This is a genomic window from Lujinxingia vulgaris, assembly GCF_007997005.1.
Taxonomy (GTDB): domain Bacteria; phylum Myxococcota_A; class Bradymonadia; order Bradymonadales; family Bradymonadaceae; genus Lujinxingia.
In genome coordinates this window covers 17,941-36,084 of record NZ_VOSL01000140.1, presented here as the reverse complement: position 1 = coordinate 36,084, position 18,144 = coordinate 17,941, and the positions used below count along the sequence as shown (strand labels likewise).

The 18,144-nt window shown below is 64.1% G+C and carries 12 protein-coding genes and 1 pseudogene; 7 read left to right on the top strand and 6 right to left on the bottom strand.

The genetic code is table 11. From position 1 onward, the window contains the following. Positions 1 to 3: 3 nt before the first annotated feature. Positions 4 to 150: pseudogene (locus FRC96_RS22785) on the bottom strand (type II toxin-antitoxin system RelE/ParE family toxin); the annotation flags it as partial. 217 nt (positions 151 to 367) lie between these two features. Here FRC96_RS22785 and FRC96_RS19010 point away from each other — a divergent pair. Then, the gene (locus tag FRC96_RS19010) at positions 368 to 616 is read left to right on the top strand and encodes a hypothetical protein (RefSeq protein ID WP_146976869.1); all 249 of its coding nucleotides are present in this window, start codon (positions 368 to 370) and stop codon (positions 614 to 616) included. A gap of 688 nt (positions 617 to 1,304) precedes the next feature. Here the strand turns inward: FRC96_RS19010 and FRC96_RS19005 are convergent. Continuing rightward, complete coding sequence (locus tag FRC96_RS19005) at positions 1,305 to 2,153, bottom strand: CvfB family protein (RefSeq protein ID WP_230470463.1); 849 nt, start codon at positions 2,151 to 2,153, stop codon at positions 1,305 to 1,307. Positions 2,154 to 2,394: 241 nt separating this feature from the next. On the opposite strand from FRC96_RS19005, the gene FRC96_RS19000 reads away from it, so the two are divergent. From FRC96_RS19000 to FRC96_RS18990, 3 genes are all read left to right on the top strand, one after another. After that, complete coding sequence (locus tag FRC96_RS19000; RefSeq protein WP_146976866.1) at positions 2,395 to 2,868, top strand: hypothetical protein; 474 nt, start codon at positions 2,395 to 2,397, stop codon at positions 2,866 to 2,868. Between the two features lie 131 nt (positions 2,869 to 2,999). After that, positions 3,000 to 3,254, top strand: coding sequence for a type II toxin-antitoxin system RelE family toxin (locus tag FRC96_RS18995; RefSeq protein ID WP_146976864.1), 255 nt, complete (start codon positions 3,000 to 3,002; stop codon positions 3,252 to 3,254). A gap of 133 nt (positions 3,255 to 3,387) precedes the next feature. After that, the gene (locus FRC96_RS18990) at positions 3,388 to 3,645 is read left to right on the top strand and encodes a type II toxin-antitoxin system Phd/YefM family antitoxin (RefSeq protein ID WP_146976862.1); all 258 of its coding nucleotides are present in this window, start codon (positions 3,388 to 3,390) and stop codon (positions 3,643 to 3,645) included. A 15-nt stretch (positions 3,646 to 3,660) separates the two neighbouring features. On the opposite strand, the gene recD is transcribed toward FRC96_RS18990, so the two are convergent. From recD to FRC96_RS18970, 4 genes are all read right to left on the bottom strand, one after another. Further along, positions 3,661 to 5,853 carry an exodeoxyribonuclease V subunit alpha gene (gene recD / locus FRC96_RS18985; protein WP_230470462.1) on the bottom strand — a complete coding sequence of 731 codons (2,193 nt, stop codon included), beginning with the start codon at positions 5,851 to 5,853 and terminating at the stop codon, positions 3,661 to 3,663. 95 nt (positions 5,854 to 5,948) lie between these two features. Further along, positions 5,949 to 9,689 carry a UvrD-helicase domain-containing protein gene (locus tag FRC96_RS18980; protein ID WP_146976858.1) on the bottom strand — a complete coding sequence of 1,247 codons (3,741 nt, stop codon included), beginning with the start codon at positions 9,687 to 9,689 and terminating at the stop codon, positions 5,949 to 5,951. Continuing rightward, positions 9,689 to 13,279, bottom strand: coding sequence for an exodeoxyribonuclease V subunit gamma (locus FRC96_RS18975; RefSeq protein WP_146976856.1), 3,591 nt, complete (start codon positions 13,277 to 13,279; stop codon positions 9,689 to 9,691). The genes FRC96_RS18980 and FRC96_RS18975 overlap by 1 nt, the downstream gene beginning before the upstream one ends. A gap of 213 nt (positions 13,280 to 13,492) precedes the next feature. Further along, positions 13,493 to 14,764, bottom strand: a complete 1,272-nt coding sequence (locus FRC96_RS18970) for a ribonuclease H-like domain-containing protein (RefSeq protein ID WP_230470461.1) — start codon at positions 14,762 to 14,764, stop codon at positions 13,493 to 13,495. Positions 14,765 to 15,703: 939 nt separating this feature from the next. On the opposite strand from FRC96_RS18970, the gene FRC96_RS22460 reads away from it, so the two are divergent. The 3 genes from FRC96_RS22460 to FRC96_RS18955 are packed head-to-tail and all read left to right on the top strand — an operon-like array spanning position 15,704 to position 18,119. Then, the gene (locus FRC96_RS22460) at positions 15,704 to 16,315 is read left to right on the top strand and encodes a hypothetical protein (RefSeq protein ID WP_230470460.1); all 612 of its coding nucleotides are present in this window, start codon (positions 15,704 to 15,706) and stop codon (positions 16,313 to 16,315) included. Positions 16,316 to 16,324: 9 nt separating this feature from the next. Further along, positions 16,325 to 17,491: a hypothetical protein gene (locus FRC96_RS18960; protein WP_146976853.1), complete on the top strand. Its 1,167-nt coding sequence runs from the start codon at positions 16,325 to 16,327 to the stop codon at positions 17,489 to 17,491. Beyond that, positions 17,484 to 18,119 (top strand): hypothetical protein, encoded by a 636-nt coding sequence (locus tag FRC96_RS18955; protein ID WP_146976851.1) that lies wholly within the window; start codon positions 17,484 to 17,486, stop codon positions 18,117 to 18,119. The genes FRC96_RS18960 and FRC96_RS18955 overlap by 8 nt, the downstream gene beginning before the upstream one ends. Positions 18,120 to 18,144: the final 25 nt, after the last annotated feature.

The following is an 18,144-nucleotide window of genomic DNA, read 5'->3' as shown; positions in this document are numbered from 1 at the left end:
ATGTCAGTGGTAGTCGACGACCTGAACCTGAGCCGGGCCGTGGTCGGTCCAAACAAAGACGATTCGCCACTGAGCGTTGATTCGAATGCTGTGCCACTCCTTTCGGTCGCCGCTGAGTTTCTCCAGCCGATTGCTCGGTGGGAGCGATATACGCACTTCGAATGCTCCCTTTAACTCAGATCATGTTTCACCACGTTACAAACCTCAACATTGTATGATAGACTTCGTTACGCTCACCGACCGCTCGGAGGAGGGAGCCCAGGCAAGAGGTTCTAGTCTCATTCTGCTACAGCGATGCCGAAGGACGTCATTCTCGTCGCAATACAACTCCCCCGAAGCAACCACACCGAAACCACAAGGAATTTCAATGAGATGGCAGTATCACCCTGTACCATTTGAAGCCACGCACGAGCTCAAGAAAACCTTTGAACAAGCTGCTGCAGAACAGTTTTCCAGACTGCTGAATCAGATGGCCGACCAGGGGTGGGAGTATTACCGAATGGACCATTACTCGGTGCGCGAAAACCCGGGGTGTCTTGCAATTTTCTCAGGCAGCTCACCCACCGTGAAAACCTTTGACGTTGCTATTTTCAGGCGTCCGAGTCCGGGCCAATAACCTACCAGGCTCTGGTTATCCCTGAGGTTCGCTCATGGCGAGGAGACACGCAGATCGCATAACAACATCACGGATGGCGACATGGCTCGGGTTATGCCTTCTACTCTCAGGAATTAGCGCCCTCGCCGAAGCCCATCCAGGCGGCAAGGCCGCCGACGGCTGCCATTATTGCCGCACAAACTGTGCGAGATGGGGCGAGGTTCAGGGGCAGCGTCACTGCCACGGTCGACGTTCGCGATCGTCAGCTCCGCGGCGCCCCTCTACACCAACACCTCAAGCCCCACCGAGGGCAAGTTCCAGCGATGAGCACGTCTATGTCGAACTCTTAGAGCACGACGAAGCACTGGAGATTCACGGCTATACGAATGAAGAGAGTCTCGCACTCTTCAACTCCGTAAAAGGGCGTTTTGCGACGTGTTTCATTACGAGTCGAGAGCCCTCTGAGAGCCGGATCGAACTCCAGTTTGCGGTCTCACCATTGGGGAGTATCAACGCGGCGACGGTGACACGTTTTCATCGCGAAAACCCAGCGTTCCATCTCTGTATCACCGACGTGATTCAAGAACGAAGCGCTCATGCACCAGAGGTTGGTATGGCAACTCTAAACTGGCCGATGAGGTTCTCTCGGAGTCGGGTGGCCGAGAGACGCGGCGAATAATTGCGCTACTGCGAATCCCAGACGACGCCGTCAGCGTCGTCCTGGGGCGCTCGGCACCAGACGAACTTCCCCCTCCCCGATCACGACCACCTTCTCCCGATACAGCCCCCCCAGCGCCTTCTTGAAGTTCTTCTTACTCACCCCGAAGGCCTTAAAAATGGCGTCCGGCGAGCTCTTGTCGGTGAGCGTGGAGACGCCGCCGTTGTCGCGGAGATGGTCGAGGATCGCCGTCTGCAACTTATCGCGCGCCGCAGGCGTATGGCGCTGCAGGCTCAGGTTGATCTTCCCGTCGGAGCGCACCTCCAGAATGTAGCCGCGCAGCGACTGCCCGGGTCTCAGATCGCCGATCATCTGACGCTCAAAGAGCATCCCCAGATGCGTGTGGTCGACCACCGCCTTAAACCCCAGGTCGCTGCGCTCCCAGAGTAGAAGATCGACCTCATCGCCCTCCCGAAACCCGCGTCCCTCGGTCGACAAAAAGGCGTCGATCTTCTGCGAGGCCGCAATCCGCCCGGTGTTATCGAGATAAAGATAGACCACGTAGAAACGCCCCTCCTTCATCCGCCCGACCTGCTCGGCAAAGGGCACAAAAAGATCCTTGCCCGGCCCCCACTCCAGAAACGCCCCGATGCGGTTGACCTCCTTGACCCGCAGCCAGGCGCACTGCCCCACGCTCGCCAGCGGCTCCCGCGTGGTCGCCACCGGCTCATCGTCGGAGTCCAGGTACACAAACACCCGCACGTGCTCCCCGATCTCCAGCTCCTCGCCGGCATCGCGACGGGGCAGCGTGACGCGCTCTCTGGCACCCGCCCCTTCGAGGACATAGCCCTCGGAGCCTCTGGAGATCACGGTGAGAATGTTGTGTTGGCCGATGTTCATGGGGGTGCCTGGTGTTTTTGTTCGGGGGGGTGGGGAGGCTTGAGAGAGGTCGAGCGAAGCGTGGGGCACGCATACTCTATCGTCGAACGTCAACGATCGTGTTCTCGGCGCATGTAACTGAGCTACATATCGGATAGTCGAATGCGCGGCCCGGGAGGGGCCGACGAAGTTCGACGACCGCCCATCCTCCAGGCCCTTGTGCCAGCAATCCTCCGCAATGTCGACGCACGGGAGAGCGACCATGCAGACCAAAACCGTCGAACGCTACGAAACCCGAGTGATGGGTTTTCCCCTCATCATCGAAACCGTTAAGCTGCGCCGATTCCGCGATGACTGGGTCGCCGAGGTGGATTGGACGGAGGTCGCCGGGGTGGAGGTGCGCGCGCTACCCCACAAGCCCGCTCCCCTCACCGGCAACGAGATTCGTTGTATTCGCCAGCAGCTCGATCTCACGCTCAAAGAGTTTGCGTCGCTCTGTGAGGTGTCGTCGCATCAGGCCGTGATGCAGTGGGAGTCGCGCGGCGACGAGCCCGCGAAGATGAGCCGAGCGACGGAGGTTCTGTTGAGGGCTCGGCTGGTGGCCAGGATATCGCCACGGGCGACGATCGCACGGGTGCTTGAGGAGGTGAGTGGGTTTGAGAGCGGTGCGGGGAGGGATGTGCAGCTCTGGCTAGTTGGCGATGCGGCGGAGGGGTGGGGGTATGCGTATCGGTGAGCCATCGACGACTTTTGCTCCTGTATCTCCGGCGAGTTTATCTTTGTGCCTGCGGCGACCCTCCCGAACTCTATCTTGAGGCGGAAGCGGTCGATGTTGAACCCATTGGGCACATGCAACGAGGTCGTTGAATGGCATACGACATCGAATTTTCCACGGCTGCTGCCAGGTCTCTAAGAAAGCTAGATCCCCACATTCAACGCAGACTCGTACCGGCAATCGAAGCGCTGGCAGACGATCCCAGGCCCCATGGGGTCAAGAAGCTCAAGGGGCACGAGGATCTCTGGAGGATTCGGGTGGGTGATTATCGCATCATCTACGAGATCGAAGACGCGAAGCTGATCATCTACGTCCTTCACGTGGCAAACCGGAAGAACGCCTACTAGCCGGCAGACCGATGCCCAGTCGGCGGCCGAAAAATTTTTGATTTGGAAATTCTTTTCAAAATGCATAGCTTATAAGAAGTGTACATTTTGACCATTTCGGCCATTCTATCCCCCCTGCTCCCAGGAGAATCACATGACCAATCAGCTATCCGTCACAGAACTGCGCCAGAACTTTTCGGACAGCCTCAACCGTGTTTCTTACGCCGGAGAGAGGCTGATCCTCCACCGCAACGGGAAGCCGTCCGCAGCTCTGATCTCCTGCGAAGACCTCGCGTTGCTGGAAGCGCTCGAAGATCAGCTCGACATCAAGGCCGCGCTTAAAGCGCGCAAAGAGGGCGGGCGAATCAAATGGACCGACCTCAAAAAAGAGCTCGGCCTGGACGACGAGTAACCTGAAGCCTTCGTCTCACCCCAACCGCCCCCCCACCCCCGAGAACCTCCGCGCGCGGCGCTCCGACCCCACTCTCAACAGGGCCGCTGACCCCACCAGCAACACGCCCTTGCTCGCCCGCGTGATGCCCGTGTAGAGCAGCTCGCGCGTAAGTAGCGGCATATCCTGCGCCGGGAGCACCACGGCGATGTGGCGGAACTCCGAGCCCTGGCTCTTGTGGACGGTCATCGCGTAGGCGTGGGCGAGGTACTCGCGGAGCTCGCCAACGGGATAGGCGACGAGGCGTTCGCCGCGTTGGAAGACGGCGTAGGGTTCGGGCTTTTTGCCGGTCTCGGCGCTCCAGACGATGACGCCCTGATCCCCGTTAAAAAGATCGCGCTCGTAGTCATTGCGCAGCATCATCACCGGCTCGCCGACGACCATGTCGTAGGTGGTGGCGTCGGCGTCGGCGCGGGTGTCGGCCTTCTGCGCACGGCGGAACGCGCCGAAGGCGCGGTGGAAGTGGCGGTTCAGCGCCTCGGAGCCGGTAGCGAACACGCGGGTCAGGGTGAGCACGCGGGCGCGGGCGTAATGCTTCATCAGCGCGTGGAGCGCCTGCGTTGACTCATCATCGAAGGTGCCATCTGGCGAGCGGCGGTAGGTGCGGAAGATCAGCTCCTTGCAGGGTCCGCTTCCGATATGGGCCTTAAACCAGGCGCTGACAAAGGCGTCGAGATCGACGCCGGCGTGCTCGTCGAACGCGGCGCTGCGCAGCGGCGGGGTCCAGAGCTCGACGCCCTGCCAGCTCGCTGCGCTCACCTCCGGCAACCGTTGAATCTGCGGGGGAAGGTCGCTCTTGGGGAGCGATTCAAGCCCTTTGCCCACCGCCATCGCGACCTGCAAAATCGCGCGTCCGGATGGGTCGTCTTCGCGCATGCGGTGGCTTTTGGTCAGGCGCACGGCGTTGCGCGCGGTACGACCTTTTCCGGACTTCGGGTCCATCGGGTCGATGGCGAGCTCGCGCCAGGGCACGTCGGTGGCGGGCAGCTCCGGGAGAAGATCGCGCAGCACCGCGCCGGTATCGACCGAGGGCAGCTGGTCGGCGTCCCCCAACAACACCAGGCGCGCGTCGTCGGCCAGGGCCTGCGCGAGCGCCTCCATCATGAAGAGGTCGATCATTGAGGCCTCATCCACCACCACGAGTCTGGCGCTTAAGCGATGGTGGCGGTTATGCCGAAAGGTGCCCGAGCGTGGCGAGTAGCCGAGCAGGCGGTGCAGCGTGGCGGGGGCGGGGAGCTCGCTGAACAGGCGGGTGTCGAGCTCAGTCGGGTCGAGCACGCCGCCGAGCTGCGCGCGGATCGACTCCGCCATACGGTTGGCAGCCTTCCCGGTGGGCGCGGCCAGCGCGATGTCGGCAACCTCCAGGCCCAGGCGCGCGGCCAGACGCAGAATCGTCACGACGATCGTCGTCTTACCCGTGCCCGGCCCCCCGGTGATCAGCGCCAGCGGGGCGTGCAGGGCGGTGAGCGCGGCGAGCTGCTGCTCTTTGCCGGGCTGCACCGGGTAGAACTTCTTGCCGTCGGTGTAGGTGGCCGGGTGCGCCTCGATCACGTCTTTGAGCTCCGCGCGCACCCGCGCCGGATCCAGCGCCTGAACGGGGCGTTGCAGCATCCGATCGATGGCGTGGGCCAGGCGCTCCTCATGCAAAAGCATCCGCTGGTGGTAGAGCCTGCCGCCCTCTTCGATCAGCGGCTTAAACTCACCGGGCGCACCCAGAATCTGATCGGCGCGTCGCTCGCGTCGCAGCGTGTGGAAGGCCTCAATGAGCGCGTCGACCTCCCAGCCCGCCGGCGCCGGTTGAGGCAGGAGCTGCGTCAGCGTCGCGCTTAAATACGCACCGCCATCTTCATCGATCGGCATGTACGTGCTGCCCATGGACTGGGCGAGCATGCTGGCGAGCACGACCATCAGGAGCGCGCGGTGCTCCGTGGCGCTTAAGTCGCGCTGCATCGACACCAGGTTCAGCGCCAGGTTGAAGCGCGCCTGTGAGATGCCCTGCGCGTTGAGGTGCTCGGCCAGCGTGGAGACGTCCCGGGCGCTGAGCAGGCGAGCGTCGACGCGGAAGGCGCGGGCGAAGACGCCGGGGGCGCCGCTTATGGCCTGCGCTTCGGTATCATCTTGCGCCGGCGCGCTGGCCGGGGAGCTCAACAGATCAAGCTGTGTCATCATCAGCCTCTCACATAACGTGCGCCCAAGACGTGGGCGAAACATTCAGGGCGAACGTCGCCGTCGCCTCATCCAAAGTGCGTAGCAGGGTGGGCCTCTTATTCGGCCGCCGCGCCCGAGGGTTCGACGCGCTCCACGGCGTCTTCGCCGCGTTTGAAGCGCGTGATGCGCCCGAAGAGCGAGCGCTCAAAGTTCACGATCTCGCGCCACGCCGGGCGCGCGCGGTAGATGCCGCGCCCCGGGTGTTCGGGGTGCATGCCACGCACGTAGAAGTAGAAGAGTCCGCCAAAACGCGCCTCGTAATCGTCTTCGGTGCGGATATCGAGCACCCGGCAGAGCGCCACGGTGTAGAGGTGGGCCTGCTCGGCGTAGTTCGCCGCGACGTTGCGGGCCAGGCTGGCCTCGTCGTAGCTGCTCACGAGGTTGGACTTCCAGTCGGCGAAGTAGATCTTGTTCTCGTGGCCAAAGAGCAGGTCGACAAAGCCGGTGACAAAGCCGCCCTGCACCCGCACACCGTCGCCGAAGCGGCGGCGCAGGCGCTCCTCGCCAGCCTCATCGACCACGGGCTCGGGGATGGGAAAGAGGAACTCCAGCTCGGTCTTGACCTGCCTCGGGTCCAGAAGATGCAGCGCCTCAATGGGTTTGACGCCCTCCACCGGCATCTCGACGCCGGAGAGCAGCGTGCGGTAGACCGCGCGCATCGCCGGCTCCAGCGTGCGGGGGCTCGCGCCAAAGCGGGCGCGCCGCACCTCGAAAAACTCCCGCAGCTCCTCGTCGGCCACCCACTCCGCCTCGGTGGCGTAGTCGCGCACCCGGGCATACTCAAGCTCCTCGAGCACCCCGTGCACGAAGTTGCCGGTGGCCATCCCGCCGGGGAAGGTCTGGGCGCCCTCCACAAACGCGTCGGAGTCTCCATCGCCGCGGGCGGCCTCCGGGGAGTCATCCTCGTCGCCCTGCCCCGCCTTGCCGTCGCCGCGCAGCTTGCTGAAGGAGGTCACCTCCCAGCGACGCTCCAGCAGATCTTTGAGGCGGCGCTCCTCGCCATCGGGCTCCTGGAGGTGCTCCAGCCCCTCGACCTTCAGCTCGGCGATGGCCTTTTTCGCCACCTCAGCGTCGGGCACGTCGGGGTCGGCGTCGAGATCGACGTCGGTCCACTCCAGGAGCTCAGCGCTTCTGCCGCCGGCGTCGCGAATCGCCGTGAGGCGGTCGATCACATCGAAGTAAGGATCGCGATTGCAGGTTTCGCCTTTGGATTCTTTATACGCCGGCGAGCTCTCGTCGAGATAAGGCAGATAGAGCATCAGCTCGGCGCGGGTCAGCGCGACATAATTGAGGCGGTTGCCCTCGGCGCGCGCCTGCTCATAGAGCGCCTCCTCCCATCCCTCGGGCATCCCGGAGGTCGAGGTCATCCAGCGCACGTGGCGCGCCGGCCCATCCCCGCCAGAGACGCGGAGCTGGTAGTCGTTGCGCTGTTTGTTAATCAGCGAGGAGAACGCCGGCATCATAAACACCACGCCACGCTGCAGGCCCTTGCTGCCGTGGGCGGTGAGGATCTGCACCGCCTCCGCGTCCACCTCCAGGCGCTGCTGATCCACGTCCTCGCCATCGGGTTTGGCGCGCCCCTCGATGTAGCTCATCAGGCGGCCGGCCAACTCCTCGATGCTCAGGCGCTCGCGGGTGCACTCCTCGGCCAGAATCTCCAGAAGATGCTGGTAGTTGGTCAGCTCCCGCTCGCTCACATCGAGCAGAAGACGCCTGCGCATCAGCCCGCTGGACTCGATCAGCTCTTGAAAAAGCTCGTGGTACGCTCGCCGCTCCCCCAACCTCGCCAGGTGCGTGAGCCGGCTGTAGATCGCATCCGACTCGGTGATCGCCCCCAGGTTGTCGAGCTGCGCCACGCTCAGCTCAAAGAAAGGCGTCATCCAGGCCCGCGCCCGCGCGCTGCGGTCATGCGGGTCGACCAGCGCCATGAGCACATCGTAGATGTCGCGGGCCTGAGGCGTCTCAAAGAGACCGTCCATCTTCAAAAACGCAAAAGGCACGCCCTGCTCACGCAGCGCCTTCGCCACGAGCATCCCGTGCGCGCGCCGGTGGCAAAGCACGTAGATCGAGCCCTCACCCACCTCCCCGCAGAGCTCGCCACCCTCCTGCTCGCGATAGCGCAGGGCCTGGTCGGTGCCGCGCGCATCAACGAGCTTGCGGATCTCCACCGCGATCGCCTGCGCCATCCCCTTGCGAAGTCGTTTTACATCAATCTTATCGGCCTCGGTCTTCAGATTGAGCACCCGCACCCCCGGGGCAGCGCGATCGCCCACCTTCGCCTCAAACCAGGGCTTCCCGGCGCTCACCGGATGCGCGTAGTCAATGCCCTCTCCAAGGTCGATGGCCCCCTCCACCGCCTGATCGAAGATCGCATTATACGCCCCGATCACCTGCGGCGTGCTGCGGAAGTTCTGCTTGAGCGGCACCGCCTCACGCTTGCCTCCCAGGATCGTGTCGCGAGCCTCGATGTAGGTATGCACATCCCCGCCCCGAAACCCGTAAATCGCCTGCTTGGGATCGCCGATCAGATAGAGCACATGCCCCCGGGTCTTCGCCCACCCGTCGCGACCACCCACAAAGAGACGCTCAAAGACCTCCCACTGCACCTGGTCGGTGTCCTGAAACTCATCGATGATCGCCACCTGAAAACGCCCCCGCAGCACGTTGAGCAACGCGCCGTCTTCGCCGTCTTCAGCGAGCGTGTCGCGCACCAGCGTGAGCATGTCGTCGTAAGTGTACACACCCTCGGCCTGCTTGATGGCCTCGACGCGTTCTTTGACGACGGGGCCCAATGCCTGAACCGCCAGAATCTCGGTGCTCGGCACCGATTTGGTCAGCGCATAAACGTCGAGCATGGCCTGCTGCAGATCCGGATCGACGCCCAGCGCGGCACATCCATTGCCTTTTCGCAGGTACTCGAGCGCCTTTTTAAAGTCTCCCTCGACGCCCTCAAGCAGCGCCTCGGCCAGACGTCCTTCCATCTCCGCCCAACCCGCCAGAAAATTCGGCAGATGTTTGTCGACAATGGTGTTGCGCGTCCGCGTACTCACGCCCGCATCGCCGATCGCCTCCCCGAGCGTTTTCAAATCCGTACGCGCAAACACCTGCCCCAGACGCTCTCGCTCCACCTCAATCTGAGCCCGATCAAAGTTGGGCAAATACTCGCCAGCCGTCGTCACATAGGTGCGAAGCGACGCCCGTAAGTCGCTGATTTTCTTGCCAGATCCCAGATACACCTGCAGCCATTGGCGCAGCTCCGCATCGTCGGGAACATCCTCCCGCAGCGCCTCGGAGATCGCCCGGTTCACCAGGCTCTCGCCATCGACATGCTCCTGCTCCAGCAGCCGTTTGTTGGCAAAGGCGTGCTCGACCAGGATGCGCTGGCAGAACCCGTGGATCGTATAAATCGCAGCCTGATCGAAGGTGCGCAGCGCGCGGCGCAAACGCTTAAAGCCCTCCTCATCGACCTCCCCGAAGTTCGTGGGATCCGCCGGCGCGCCCTCCGAGAGCGTCCCCCCCTGAAGGGTGCCCTGCGCCCCGTCGTCGAGCTCGCCATAAGCCTCGATAAGCTCTTGTAAGGTCTCGCGAATCTTCTTCTTGAGATCGCCGGTGGCCGCCCGCGTAAAGGTCACGATCAAAATATCCTGCACGCTCAGCTTTCGACGCAGGAGCAGGTCCACCACGATATGTTGAATCGTATAGGTTTTTCCCGTGCCCGCGCTGGCCTCGATCACCGCGTGCTGCCCCCCTCGAATCTGCAAAAGCGCGTCGGGCTTTTCATAAAAAAGTATTTTCATCACTTACCTCCCAGCGCTTTCAACATCAGAGCGTACCGGTTCTCAATGATCGTCTGAATCGTTCCCAGCGGTGGCGGCTCATAATCCTGCCAGCGTTTGATCGGACCGTATTTTGTCGAGGGGGTTTTAGAGTAGCGGCTCTCGGGGTCGAATGTTTCGAGAAGAGGTTCGATCGCCACATCCTGGTGATGGCCGCCCTTCTTGATAATTTCTTCGACCAACTCCACCGGCAAAAAGTAGTCGTGCACGCCGCTGACCAGCTCGGCGCTGAGGTTTTTGAGATACCCCAACGCCCAGGCGGCATCCTGCACCTGGAGGGGGACGGGTTTGGACTTCTTCGCGTCGCTGACCAGCGCGGCGACCGCGGGCTCATCGCCCGCCAGCCCCGCGGCCAGCAGCGCGATCTGCTCGATGGCACCCTCGGTATAATGCTTGCCTTTGGGCGAGCCCCCGGCCGGGAAACCCACCGAGATCTTCGGGTCGCCGAGCACCATCACCTCGCCATGCAGCTCCACCTCCAGCTCGCCATCGGGCTGGGAGGCGTCGTCCACCACCAGTCGAATCGCATCGAGCTCGGTCACCGCCGCATCGGAGGCCAACCCGACTTGCCCGAAGCTACGCGGCACGCCGAAGCGAACACGCTGCACCGCCGGCGCTTCGCTGCCCGTGGCAGCTTTGATGCCCTCCACCCACGCGCCAAGCTGACCCAGGCAGCTCTCGATCGCCGCCTCAAAATACAGATCGGAGGGGAACGCGCCGCGCAGCTCCTCCAACTCGGCGCGCCGGCGAAGATGCGCCTCCACCGCTGCGGCGCTTAAGTCGCCGGCGAGGAGCGCGTCGTGGATCGTGGCGCGCATCACCATCAGACGCTGGAGAAAGTCGGGCTCAAAGGGCTCATCCTCGGCGTCAATCAGGTCGTCGGTGTCTTCGTCGTAAATACGCAGCCGCGTGCGCGCTGAGCCCTGCAGCGGGCACTTGAGAAAGCGGCTCAGATCCCGAAGCTGCAGCACCACGCGCCGACGCTCCGTGGCGTCCACCTCCTGGTGCGGCTCGCTCCAGCGGGTCAACGCGACGAGCTCGTCGTAGGAGCCCTCGGACTTCTTCCGCGCCCCCTCCGCCAGCTGCACCATCGAGGGGCGGTAGCCCGTAGGCAGCTTCGCGTCGAGCGCCAGCCGGTTTCGCCGCACCACCGCCTCGGCCAGGGCCTCGCGGTGGTGATTGGGCAACGACGCGGTCGCGGCGCCCTCGTCGGCAGGCAAGATTTTGGGAAAATACGCCGCGTCGTAACGCCGCAGCGGATGGCGCACCACGCGCGCCTGAACCCGCTCGCGCCCCTCCAGCGCCTCGGCCATCTCCTGCAACGCCAGCACCACCGAGGCCGGCTCCAGCCTGTCGCCCGTCTGCGCATCTCGCCCCACCCAGGAGAGCACCATCTCGGCGCGCGTCGACATCAGCGTCTCCAGGAACATGTAGAAATCCTGGTCGCGCGGGCGCACATCGCTCAAACGCCGCTTATCCTCGCGCAGATCCAGCGAGTCGGGCGGGGTGGGCGCCGGGAAGTTCCCCTGGCCGAGCCCCGTCACAAAGACCACCTCGAAGGGGATCGGCCGCATCGGCTTAAAGGACGAGACGACCACGCCGTCGGCCAGGTACTTACCAAAGCTGTCTTCGAGGCTGCTCAGCGCGCTCATCGCAAAATCATACGCCGTGCGATAGCCCACCGGCGCATCGGGGCAGCGGTCGGCCCGGGCGATGCGCGAGAGCTCGCCATGAAGTCGCAAAAGCGCGCGCTCATCGCTGCGTTGCTGCGTCCCGATAAAGTCGCTGATCATCGCCTTAAAATGCGCCATCCACGCCCCCAGCGGACGCCGATCGTCGCGAACCTCCCGCGAGCGCACGATCAACGACTGCGCAAGCTCCACAAACACCGCGACCTGCTCCGCTTCGCCATGCCCGGTCTCCAGCGGCAGGTAGGGCGATCCGGCCAGGGTCATGGGCCTGGCGTGCGTGGCATCGGGCTGGGTCATGAAGCTGCCGAGCACGAGGCGATCGAGGCCCTGCTGCCAGTTGTAGCGATCGTGGCGGATGTAGGTGTTTTGATGGTCACTGCGGTCGGCGCCGTGAAAAATATGAAGCTCATCGCACCAGCGCGCCCACTGGCGCGCGTCGGCCCCGTGGCGCGTGGCGACGACCGCCGGATGCACCAGGATCTTCAGCAGCTCGCTGCGCTTAAAGCTCCCCAGCGGCAGCTCAAAGAGCTGGCGCGCCGCATCGAGCACTGGCGAGCTGAGCGAGGCGTCGATGTCGATGACGTTATGCGGGATGCCGTGGGTCTGCTCGAACGCGGCGCGAAGATGCGTCTGGTACATCTCGCGCTGCCCGGGCTGCACGACCACGGCGATGTCATTAAATCGAAGATCGTCGCGGCGAGTCACAAGCTCCCAGATCTCACTGGCGATGATCTCGCACTCGCGCTGGATGCTCGGGCAATCCAGAAAACGCACGCTGCGCAGCTCCTCGATCGGCTCGGACTCCTCGCGCACCTGACGGGCGTCGGCGCGGTCGCGGATCACCCGCTGCAGGCGCTGCAAGAGGGTGTCGTCAGGGCGGTCGCCCCGCGTGGCGATCGTCTGAATATCCCCCTCGCTTAAGTCCAGCAGCATGCGGTGAAAGTCGCGGCCCGGACCGCCCCACAGCGTCAGCGCCAGGGGCAGCTCGTCGCCGCTCATCAGCTCGCTCTCCTCGCTGGCCTCCATCAGCGGATCGTCGTCGGCCATCACCACCGTGCCCCAGGCCTCCAGGCAGGGTGAGAGCACATAAAAGGCCGCCTGGTGCACCTCATCGTCCCAGAGCGGCGCAAACACATCGCGGAAAAAGGGCGGCAGGTACGAAAACCCCACCAGGTGAACCACCTCGGGCATGTTCAGCTGATCGGGGGTAAAGCGCGTCATCAGGTCGGTGAGCGCCACAAGCGGCGGCCCCTCCCCGGCGGCCTGCTCCAGCGCGCCGCCGGGCAAAAAGAGCGCGCGCCACAGACGCCGCTGCCAGCGCTCGGTCGCCGCGTAGGTCGACGCATCCTCCACCAGGCACTCGCCAGCCCGCCAGGCATCGAGCATATCGCGACGCGAAAACCCGTACTCCCGAAAGAGCGACGCCAGGCGCCTGGCGAGCTGATAACGCCGGCGCTCCAGCTGCAACGCGGCGTCATCCCCCTGGCCCGCAGCCATCAAAAACGCCCGCACCGGCTCCATATCCGCCGCGCCCAGCAGAGCCTCATCGCTCAACAGCTCAATGAGCAGGCGCTCCACCGTAGCCGAGGCCGCGATCTGCGCCACCGGCTCCCCCTGGTCGTCACGCGGGATGAGACTCTCCAGAAAGGTCTCCATCGTCTCCACGCGCAGACCGCTCGCCACCCCGCGCTTCGAGGCGATCTCAAAGCTCAGATAGGTCTTGAGGTTGGCGTTGGGCACCACCAGGCGATGCTCAAAAAACGCCCGCGCCACCGGCTCGGTAGGGGAGGTGGCCTCCAGCTGCTTGACCAGACCATCGACCAGATCTTCGACCCGATCGGATTGAAACACATGCAACATAAGTAGCTCCCACCGCGCGACAGAGGTTCACTTCACTGTTGGAGGGTTATAGCCCCCACTGCCCCAAAAATCGAAGGCATAAATGATCGAAATAGGCGTATCAAATGGACCTAAAGCCCCGAAACGCCCGTATTTGAAGGCATTTAGACGATTTACAAAAAATCACATCCGATGCACCTCAACGCAAAACGCCTGGCAAAATCATCGAAAAGATCAACCACCGCCGGCGCTCCGAAAGCGCGCCTCCATCACCTCGGCAAGCTGCGTCTCACCGGCCTGGCGGTAGTAGCGCGCGAGCATCTGCAGCCCGAACCGATCGTCGGGCGCCAGCGCCACGAGCTCAAAAAGCGTGGGCGCGGCCTGATGAAAGAGCTGCGCGTCGATCATCGCGCGCGCCGCCGCCCTCAACGAGCGCACCCTCTCCTTCAGATTCGGATCCTCACTTTCGCCCGACCCCGGGCTCCCATAATTGTCCGTCCTTTCCGACGCCGACGCCCGCCCCTCGGTCGCCCTTTTTGCCCCGAAATCGCGCCCCGTTGTCCGACCCACGGTCGCACCATCGCCAGCGTCCGCGCGCCCCTCCGGCCTCTCGGCGCTCAAGCCTGCCCCATCCGAACGCCTCCCCGAGCTCTCCGAAAAACTCGACCTCAGCCGATACGTCCGCTCCAGCCGACTCGCCACTTCACTGACCCTGGAGCCCCCCGACGACGCCCGGCCAAACGCCTCGTCGCCCGCGCTCTGCGACCCACGCTCCGCCCTGCTCACTGCCCCCGAAACGCCCCGCACCGACGAAGTCCCCGCCGAAGCCCCCCTCGTCGAACTCGTTGAAAAACCGCCCACCGCTTCGATCTGCGCGGCCAGCAGCGCCGCCATCGAGACGATATCGTGGCGATTATGCTCCAGCATGCCCGCCATCTTCGGCACCGCCTCCCCCCGCTCGAAACGCTGCCACAACGCCGGAATCTCGCGCCCCGGCACGTCATCCACCCGGTGAAAATTTAAAACATCCTCCTCCAGGCTGGAGAGCTTGTAGCGCTTTCGCCCCACAAAATGCCGCCGGGCCGTCGGCAATAGATCCAGATGCTGTCGCCCCCCGAAAGGATCGCTCATCTGATGGCGCGCGTAACGGCGCGCGAGCAGCGGCACGTCAAAACGCCGCCCGTTAAAGGTCACCAGCATATGCCGCTCCCGCAGCATCTCTGCGAAATACGCCAGCATCGCCCGCTCCCCGGCCGGGTCGCTGCTCTCGAGCAAAAGCTGCTCCACCACAAAGGTTTCGTTCTGCCAGAACCCGATGCCCACACAAAACGCCAGCGCCCCCTGCCCCAGCCCGCTGGTCTCGGTGTCCATATAAAGCAACCCCTCCGGCCGCACCCCCGGGCAACCCGGGTCGACTCTGGAGATCAGACGATGGTCCACCTCCCGGCACTGCCCCACGCTGTAGTTTCCGTGCACCTCCTCCGGAGCGACCTCCTCGCGCAACACCCAGAACTCCCCCTGCTTCTGCGCCCCCCACTGCCCCCAGCTTTTTTCAGTCAGGTTATTTTCAGTCAGGGAGCTTCGCGTGTCGCGAGTGTAGCCAGCGCGTGTCGGTGCCGATGCCGCTCCCTGTGTCGATGCTGCCGACCGCGCCCCACCGGAGCTCCTCCGACGCGCGCCCCCCCCTCCCCGCGACGCTCTCGTCGACGACGCTTTGCGCACGATCGACCCCGAAGGCCTCGCGGCGCCCGCACCCGCATCATCGAAACCACCCGAATCCGCGTCGCTCCCTTTGACCTGCCGCACCTCCCCCTCACCCGGCGCCCCGGCCTCAAACACCCCGCTGGGCCCCGACTGACTCTCGCGCCCCCGCTGGTGGGCGTCATGCAGCCGCTCCAGCCGATTTCGAAACTTGCTCGCCATACCATTGCCTTCGTTTTCGCGCCTTCATCGCTGCCAGTTCCGGCGCGCTCATGCCTCTATCGCCCGCAGCCTACGCCTCAACACGCCGCGCATCAAACGCCGATTTTTCAATCAGTGTAAGGACTTAGCGCCCCAAAAACGCCCACGCACCGCCGCCCTTCCCCCCGAATCTGCCACCTCCGCGCGCGGGATGCACGCCTCCCAGTCCTCACTCATGCGCACGGGTTCGCCATGTGGGCCGCACGGGTTCGCGATGTGGGTCGATTCGTGAGTGCGTTGGGCGGTTTGCTTTGGGGTTGGGGGGTTGGGTGGTTGGGTGGTTGTGGGGCGCCGAGGTTCGCGATCTGGGTCGATTCGTGAGTGCGTTGGGAGGTTTGCTTTGGGGTTGGGTGGTTGTGGCGCGCACGGGTTCGCGATGTGGGTCGATTCGTGAGTTCGTTGGGCGGTTTGCTTTGTGGTTGGGTGGTTGGGTGGTTGGGTGGTTGTGGCGCGCCGAGGTTCGCGATCTGGGTCGATTCGTGAGTGCGTTGGGCGGTTCACGAGTTCGAGTTCGAGTTCGAGTTCGAGATCCAGATCGAGTTCGAGTTCGAGTTCGAGTTCGAGTTCGAGTTCGAGTTCGAGTTCGAGATCGAGCCCGAGATCGAGCCCGAGATCGAGTTCGAGATCCAGATCGAGTTCGAGATCGAGTTCGAGATCGAGTTCGAGATCGAGTTCGAGTTCGAGTTCGAGTTCGAGTTCGAGATCCAGATCGAGATCGAGCCCGAGATCGAGATCGAGCCCGAGATCGAGATCGAGCCCGAGATCGAGATCCAGCCCGAGATCGAGATCGAGCCCGAGATCGAGATCGAGCCCGAGATCGAGATCGAGATCGAGCCCGAGATCAAGCCCGAGATCGAGATCCAGCCCGAGATCGAGATCGAGATCGAGCCCGAGATCGAGCCCGAGATCGAGATTGAGATCGAGCCCGAGTTCGAGATCGAGCCCGAGATCGAGTTCGAGATCGAGCCCGAGATCGAGATCGAGCCCGAGATCGAGTTCGAGACCCAGCACGAGATCAATCCCGACACTGGCACGCTCCCTGCTTCACTTTTCCCCCCACGATCCAAAACGCACACCCCGACATCTTCGCCCTGAGGACCTCTGGTGGCCTTCCGCTCTCGCTCCACACTCCGCCGGACACGCGCCCCGCTCGCGCTCTCCCTCGCTTGCCTGGCGCTCAATGCCTGCGCCCCTGCCCTGCCCGTCTGCGACCCGATGGAAGTCATCTACCTGCGCGCCGACCTCTCCGCCGAGGCTGATCTCCCCGCAGATTCAGGCTCCGAAATCGACGCCACACCCCGCTACGACGAGCTCCGTCCCCGGCTCACCACCCTCGCCATCCTCGCCAGCTCCGGATGCACCGCCGACGCCGAAACAGACGCTGAAAATATCGCCGAAACTATCGCCGACGAAGACACCGAAGGTGGACAAAACCCACTCCACCCCGAATGCGCGCGCTACCTCCTGGAACTCGAAGACGCCTTCACCCGGGCTGGCTACCGCGTCGTCACCCACGCCATGCTCGCGGGTTACGAGACCCCGGCCGTAGAAGCCGCCACCAGGCTCGGCGCGCAGGTGCTTTTTCGCGTTCACCGCCTCGAAACGCCCATCACGCCTCTGCGCGACGCCCGCGACGTCACCATCGATTATTACCACTCCAACGCCCGCGGCGACGCGCTTCGCCCCCCGCAGTTCACCTTCCTGCACTACCGAGCCTGGGACGCGCGGGTCATGCGCCGCATCGCCCCGGAACTCCAAAAAACCGCCAACGCCGAGGTGCTCACCGCCTCCCTCGATCTGCGCGCCTTGACCCTCCCCGACGAAGAGCCCCTCTGGTCCTACCGCCGCTCCCTCAGCGAGCTTGCCAACGACGGGGTCGCTCCCAACCTCCGGCGCCGTTTTCTCTTCGCCACCGCCCACAACGAAACCTGGAGCGTGCTCCCCGAAGACGTCGACGCCCGGAAAGTCGCCCAGACGTCCGCGCCGGCGGCCGCCCCACCTCCACGCTCCGCCCAACCTCCCAAAAACTCCGAAGCATCGCAGCTCGTAGGCTCGCCACCCGGCCCCCGGAGCTCCGCTGCCTCGCCAGCAACACCCGAAACGCCCCCGGAGCCTCTCCCCCTCAACCCCCGCGAGCGCCGCCAACTCTCCATGGTGCAAACCCTCGTCGACGACGCCGTCCAACACTTTGGCGCGCGCGCAGAACCCACCAGCGAAGAGACGCCCGGCGACCAGCCTCCTCCCGAAGCCCCGGAGGTGCCCGGTGACTAACCCAACCCGCACCCTCCCTACGCTCGCTCTCCTTGGCGTGCTCACGGGTCTGCTCCTGCCGACGCTCGCACAGGCCCAGCACGACGAAAGCGTCCCCTGGCACCTCCCCTCAACGCGCGACACCCCGCCCCCGGAGCGCCCCCCAAGCCTGGCGGTGTTCGTCGAGCCCGCCATGGCCGCCTCCGCCGTCGGCGGACGCTTTTACGGCTACGATCCCTCCCTGCGCATCTACGTCACAGGCCAGCGTTTCGGCATACATGCCGGCATCACCTCGGTCACCCCGCTCAACGTCCGCGACTGGGAAGGCCCGCTCTTCTATGTAGGCGCCACCCTCAACCCCCTGGGCGGCCTGCACCTCGGCTCCCCCTCCCCCAACCTGAACCTCTTTTTGCTGGGCCCCCGCCTCGGCCTCAACGCGAGCTATTCGCGCACCAATGCGGGCCTCGGCCTCGGCGTCGAACTCGCGCCCACCGGCCTGCGCGTCGCCCGCTGCGAGCCCATCTGCATGTTCGCCGAGCTGCGCCCCTTCAACGTCCAGTACACGTCCACCCATGCCGACGTCTTCTATTCGCGTCTCGTCAACTCCCGCCAGATCAGCGCGTCCCTGGCCCTGGGGCTGGCGTTTTGAGATCACCGTCAAGCACTCGCCAGCG

Bases quoted from the DNA above. Each gene is read 5' to 3' on its own strand.
- FRC96_RS19010 (WP_146976869.1), top strand. From the start codon at position 368: ATGAGATGGCAGTATCACCCTGTACCATTTGAAGCCACGCACGAGCTC.
- FRC96_RS19005 (WP_230470463.1), bottom strand. From the start codon at position 2,153: ATGAACATCGGCCAACACAACATTCTCACCGTGATCTCCAGAGGCTCC.
- FRC96_RS19000 (WP_146976866.1), top strand. From the start codon at position 2,395: ATGCAGACCAAAACCGTCGAACGCTACGAAACCCGAGTGATGGGTTTT.
- FRC96_RS18995 (WP_146976864.1), top strand. From the start codon at position 3,000: ATGGCATACGACATCGAATTTTCCACGGCTGCTGCCAGGTCTCTAAGA.
- FRC96_RS18990 (WP_146976862.1), top strand. From the start codon at position 3,388: ATGACCAATCAGCTATCCGTCACAGAACTGCGCCAGAACTTTTCGGAC.
- recD (WP_230470462.1), bottom strand. From the start codon at position 5,853: ATGATGACACAGCTTGATCTGTTGAGCTCCCCGGCCAGCGCGCCGGCG.
- FRC96_RS18980 (WP_146976858.1), bottom strand. From the start codon at position 9,689: ATGAAAATACTTTTTTATGAAAAGCCCGACGCGCTTTTGCAGATTCGA.
- FRC96_RS18975 (WP_146976856.1), bottom strand. From the start codon at position 13,279: ATGTTGCATGTGTTTCAATCCGATCGGGTCGAAGATCTGGTCGATGGT.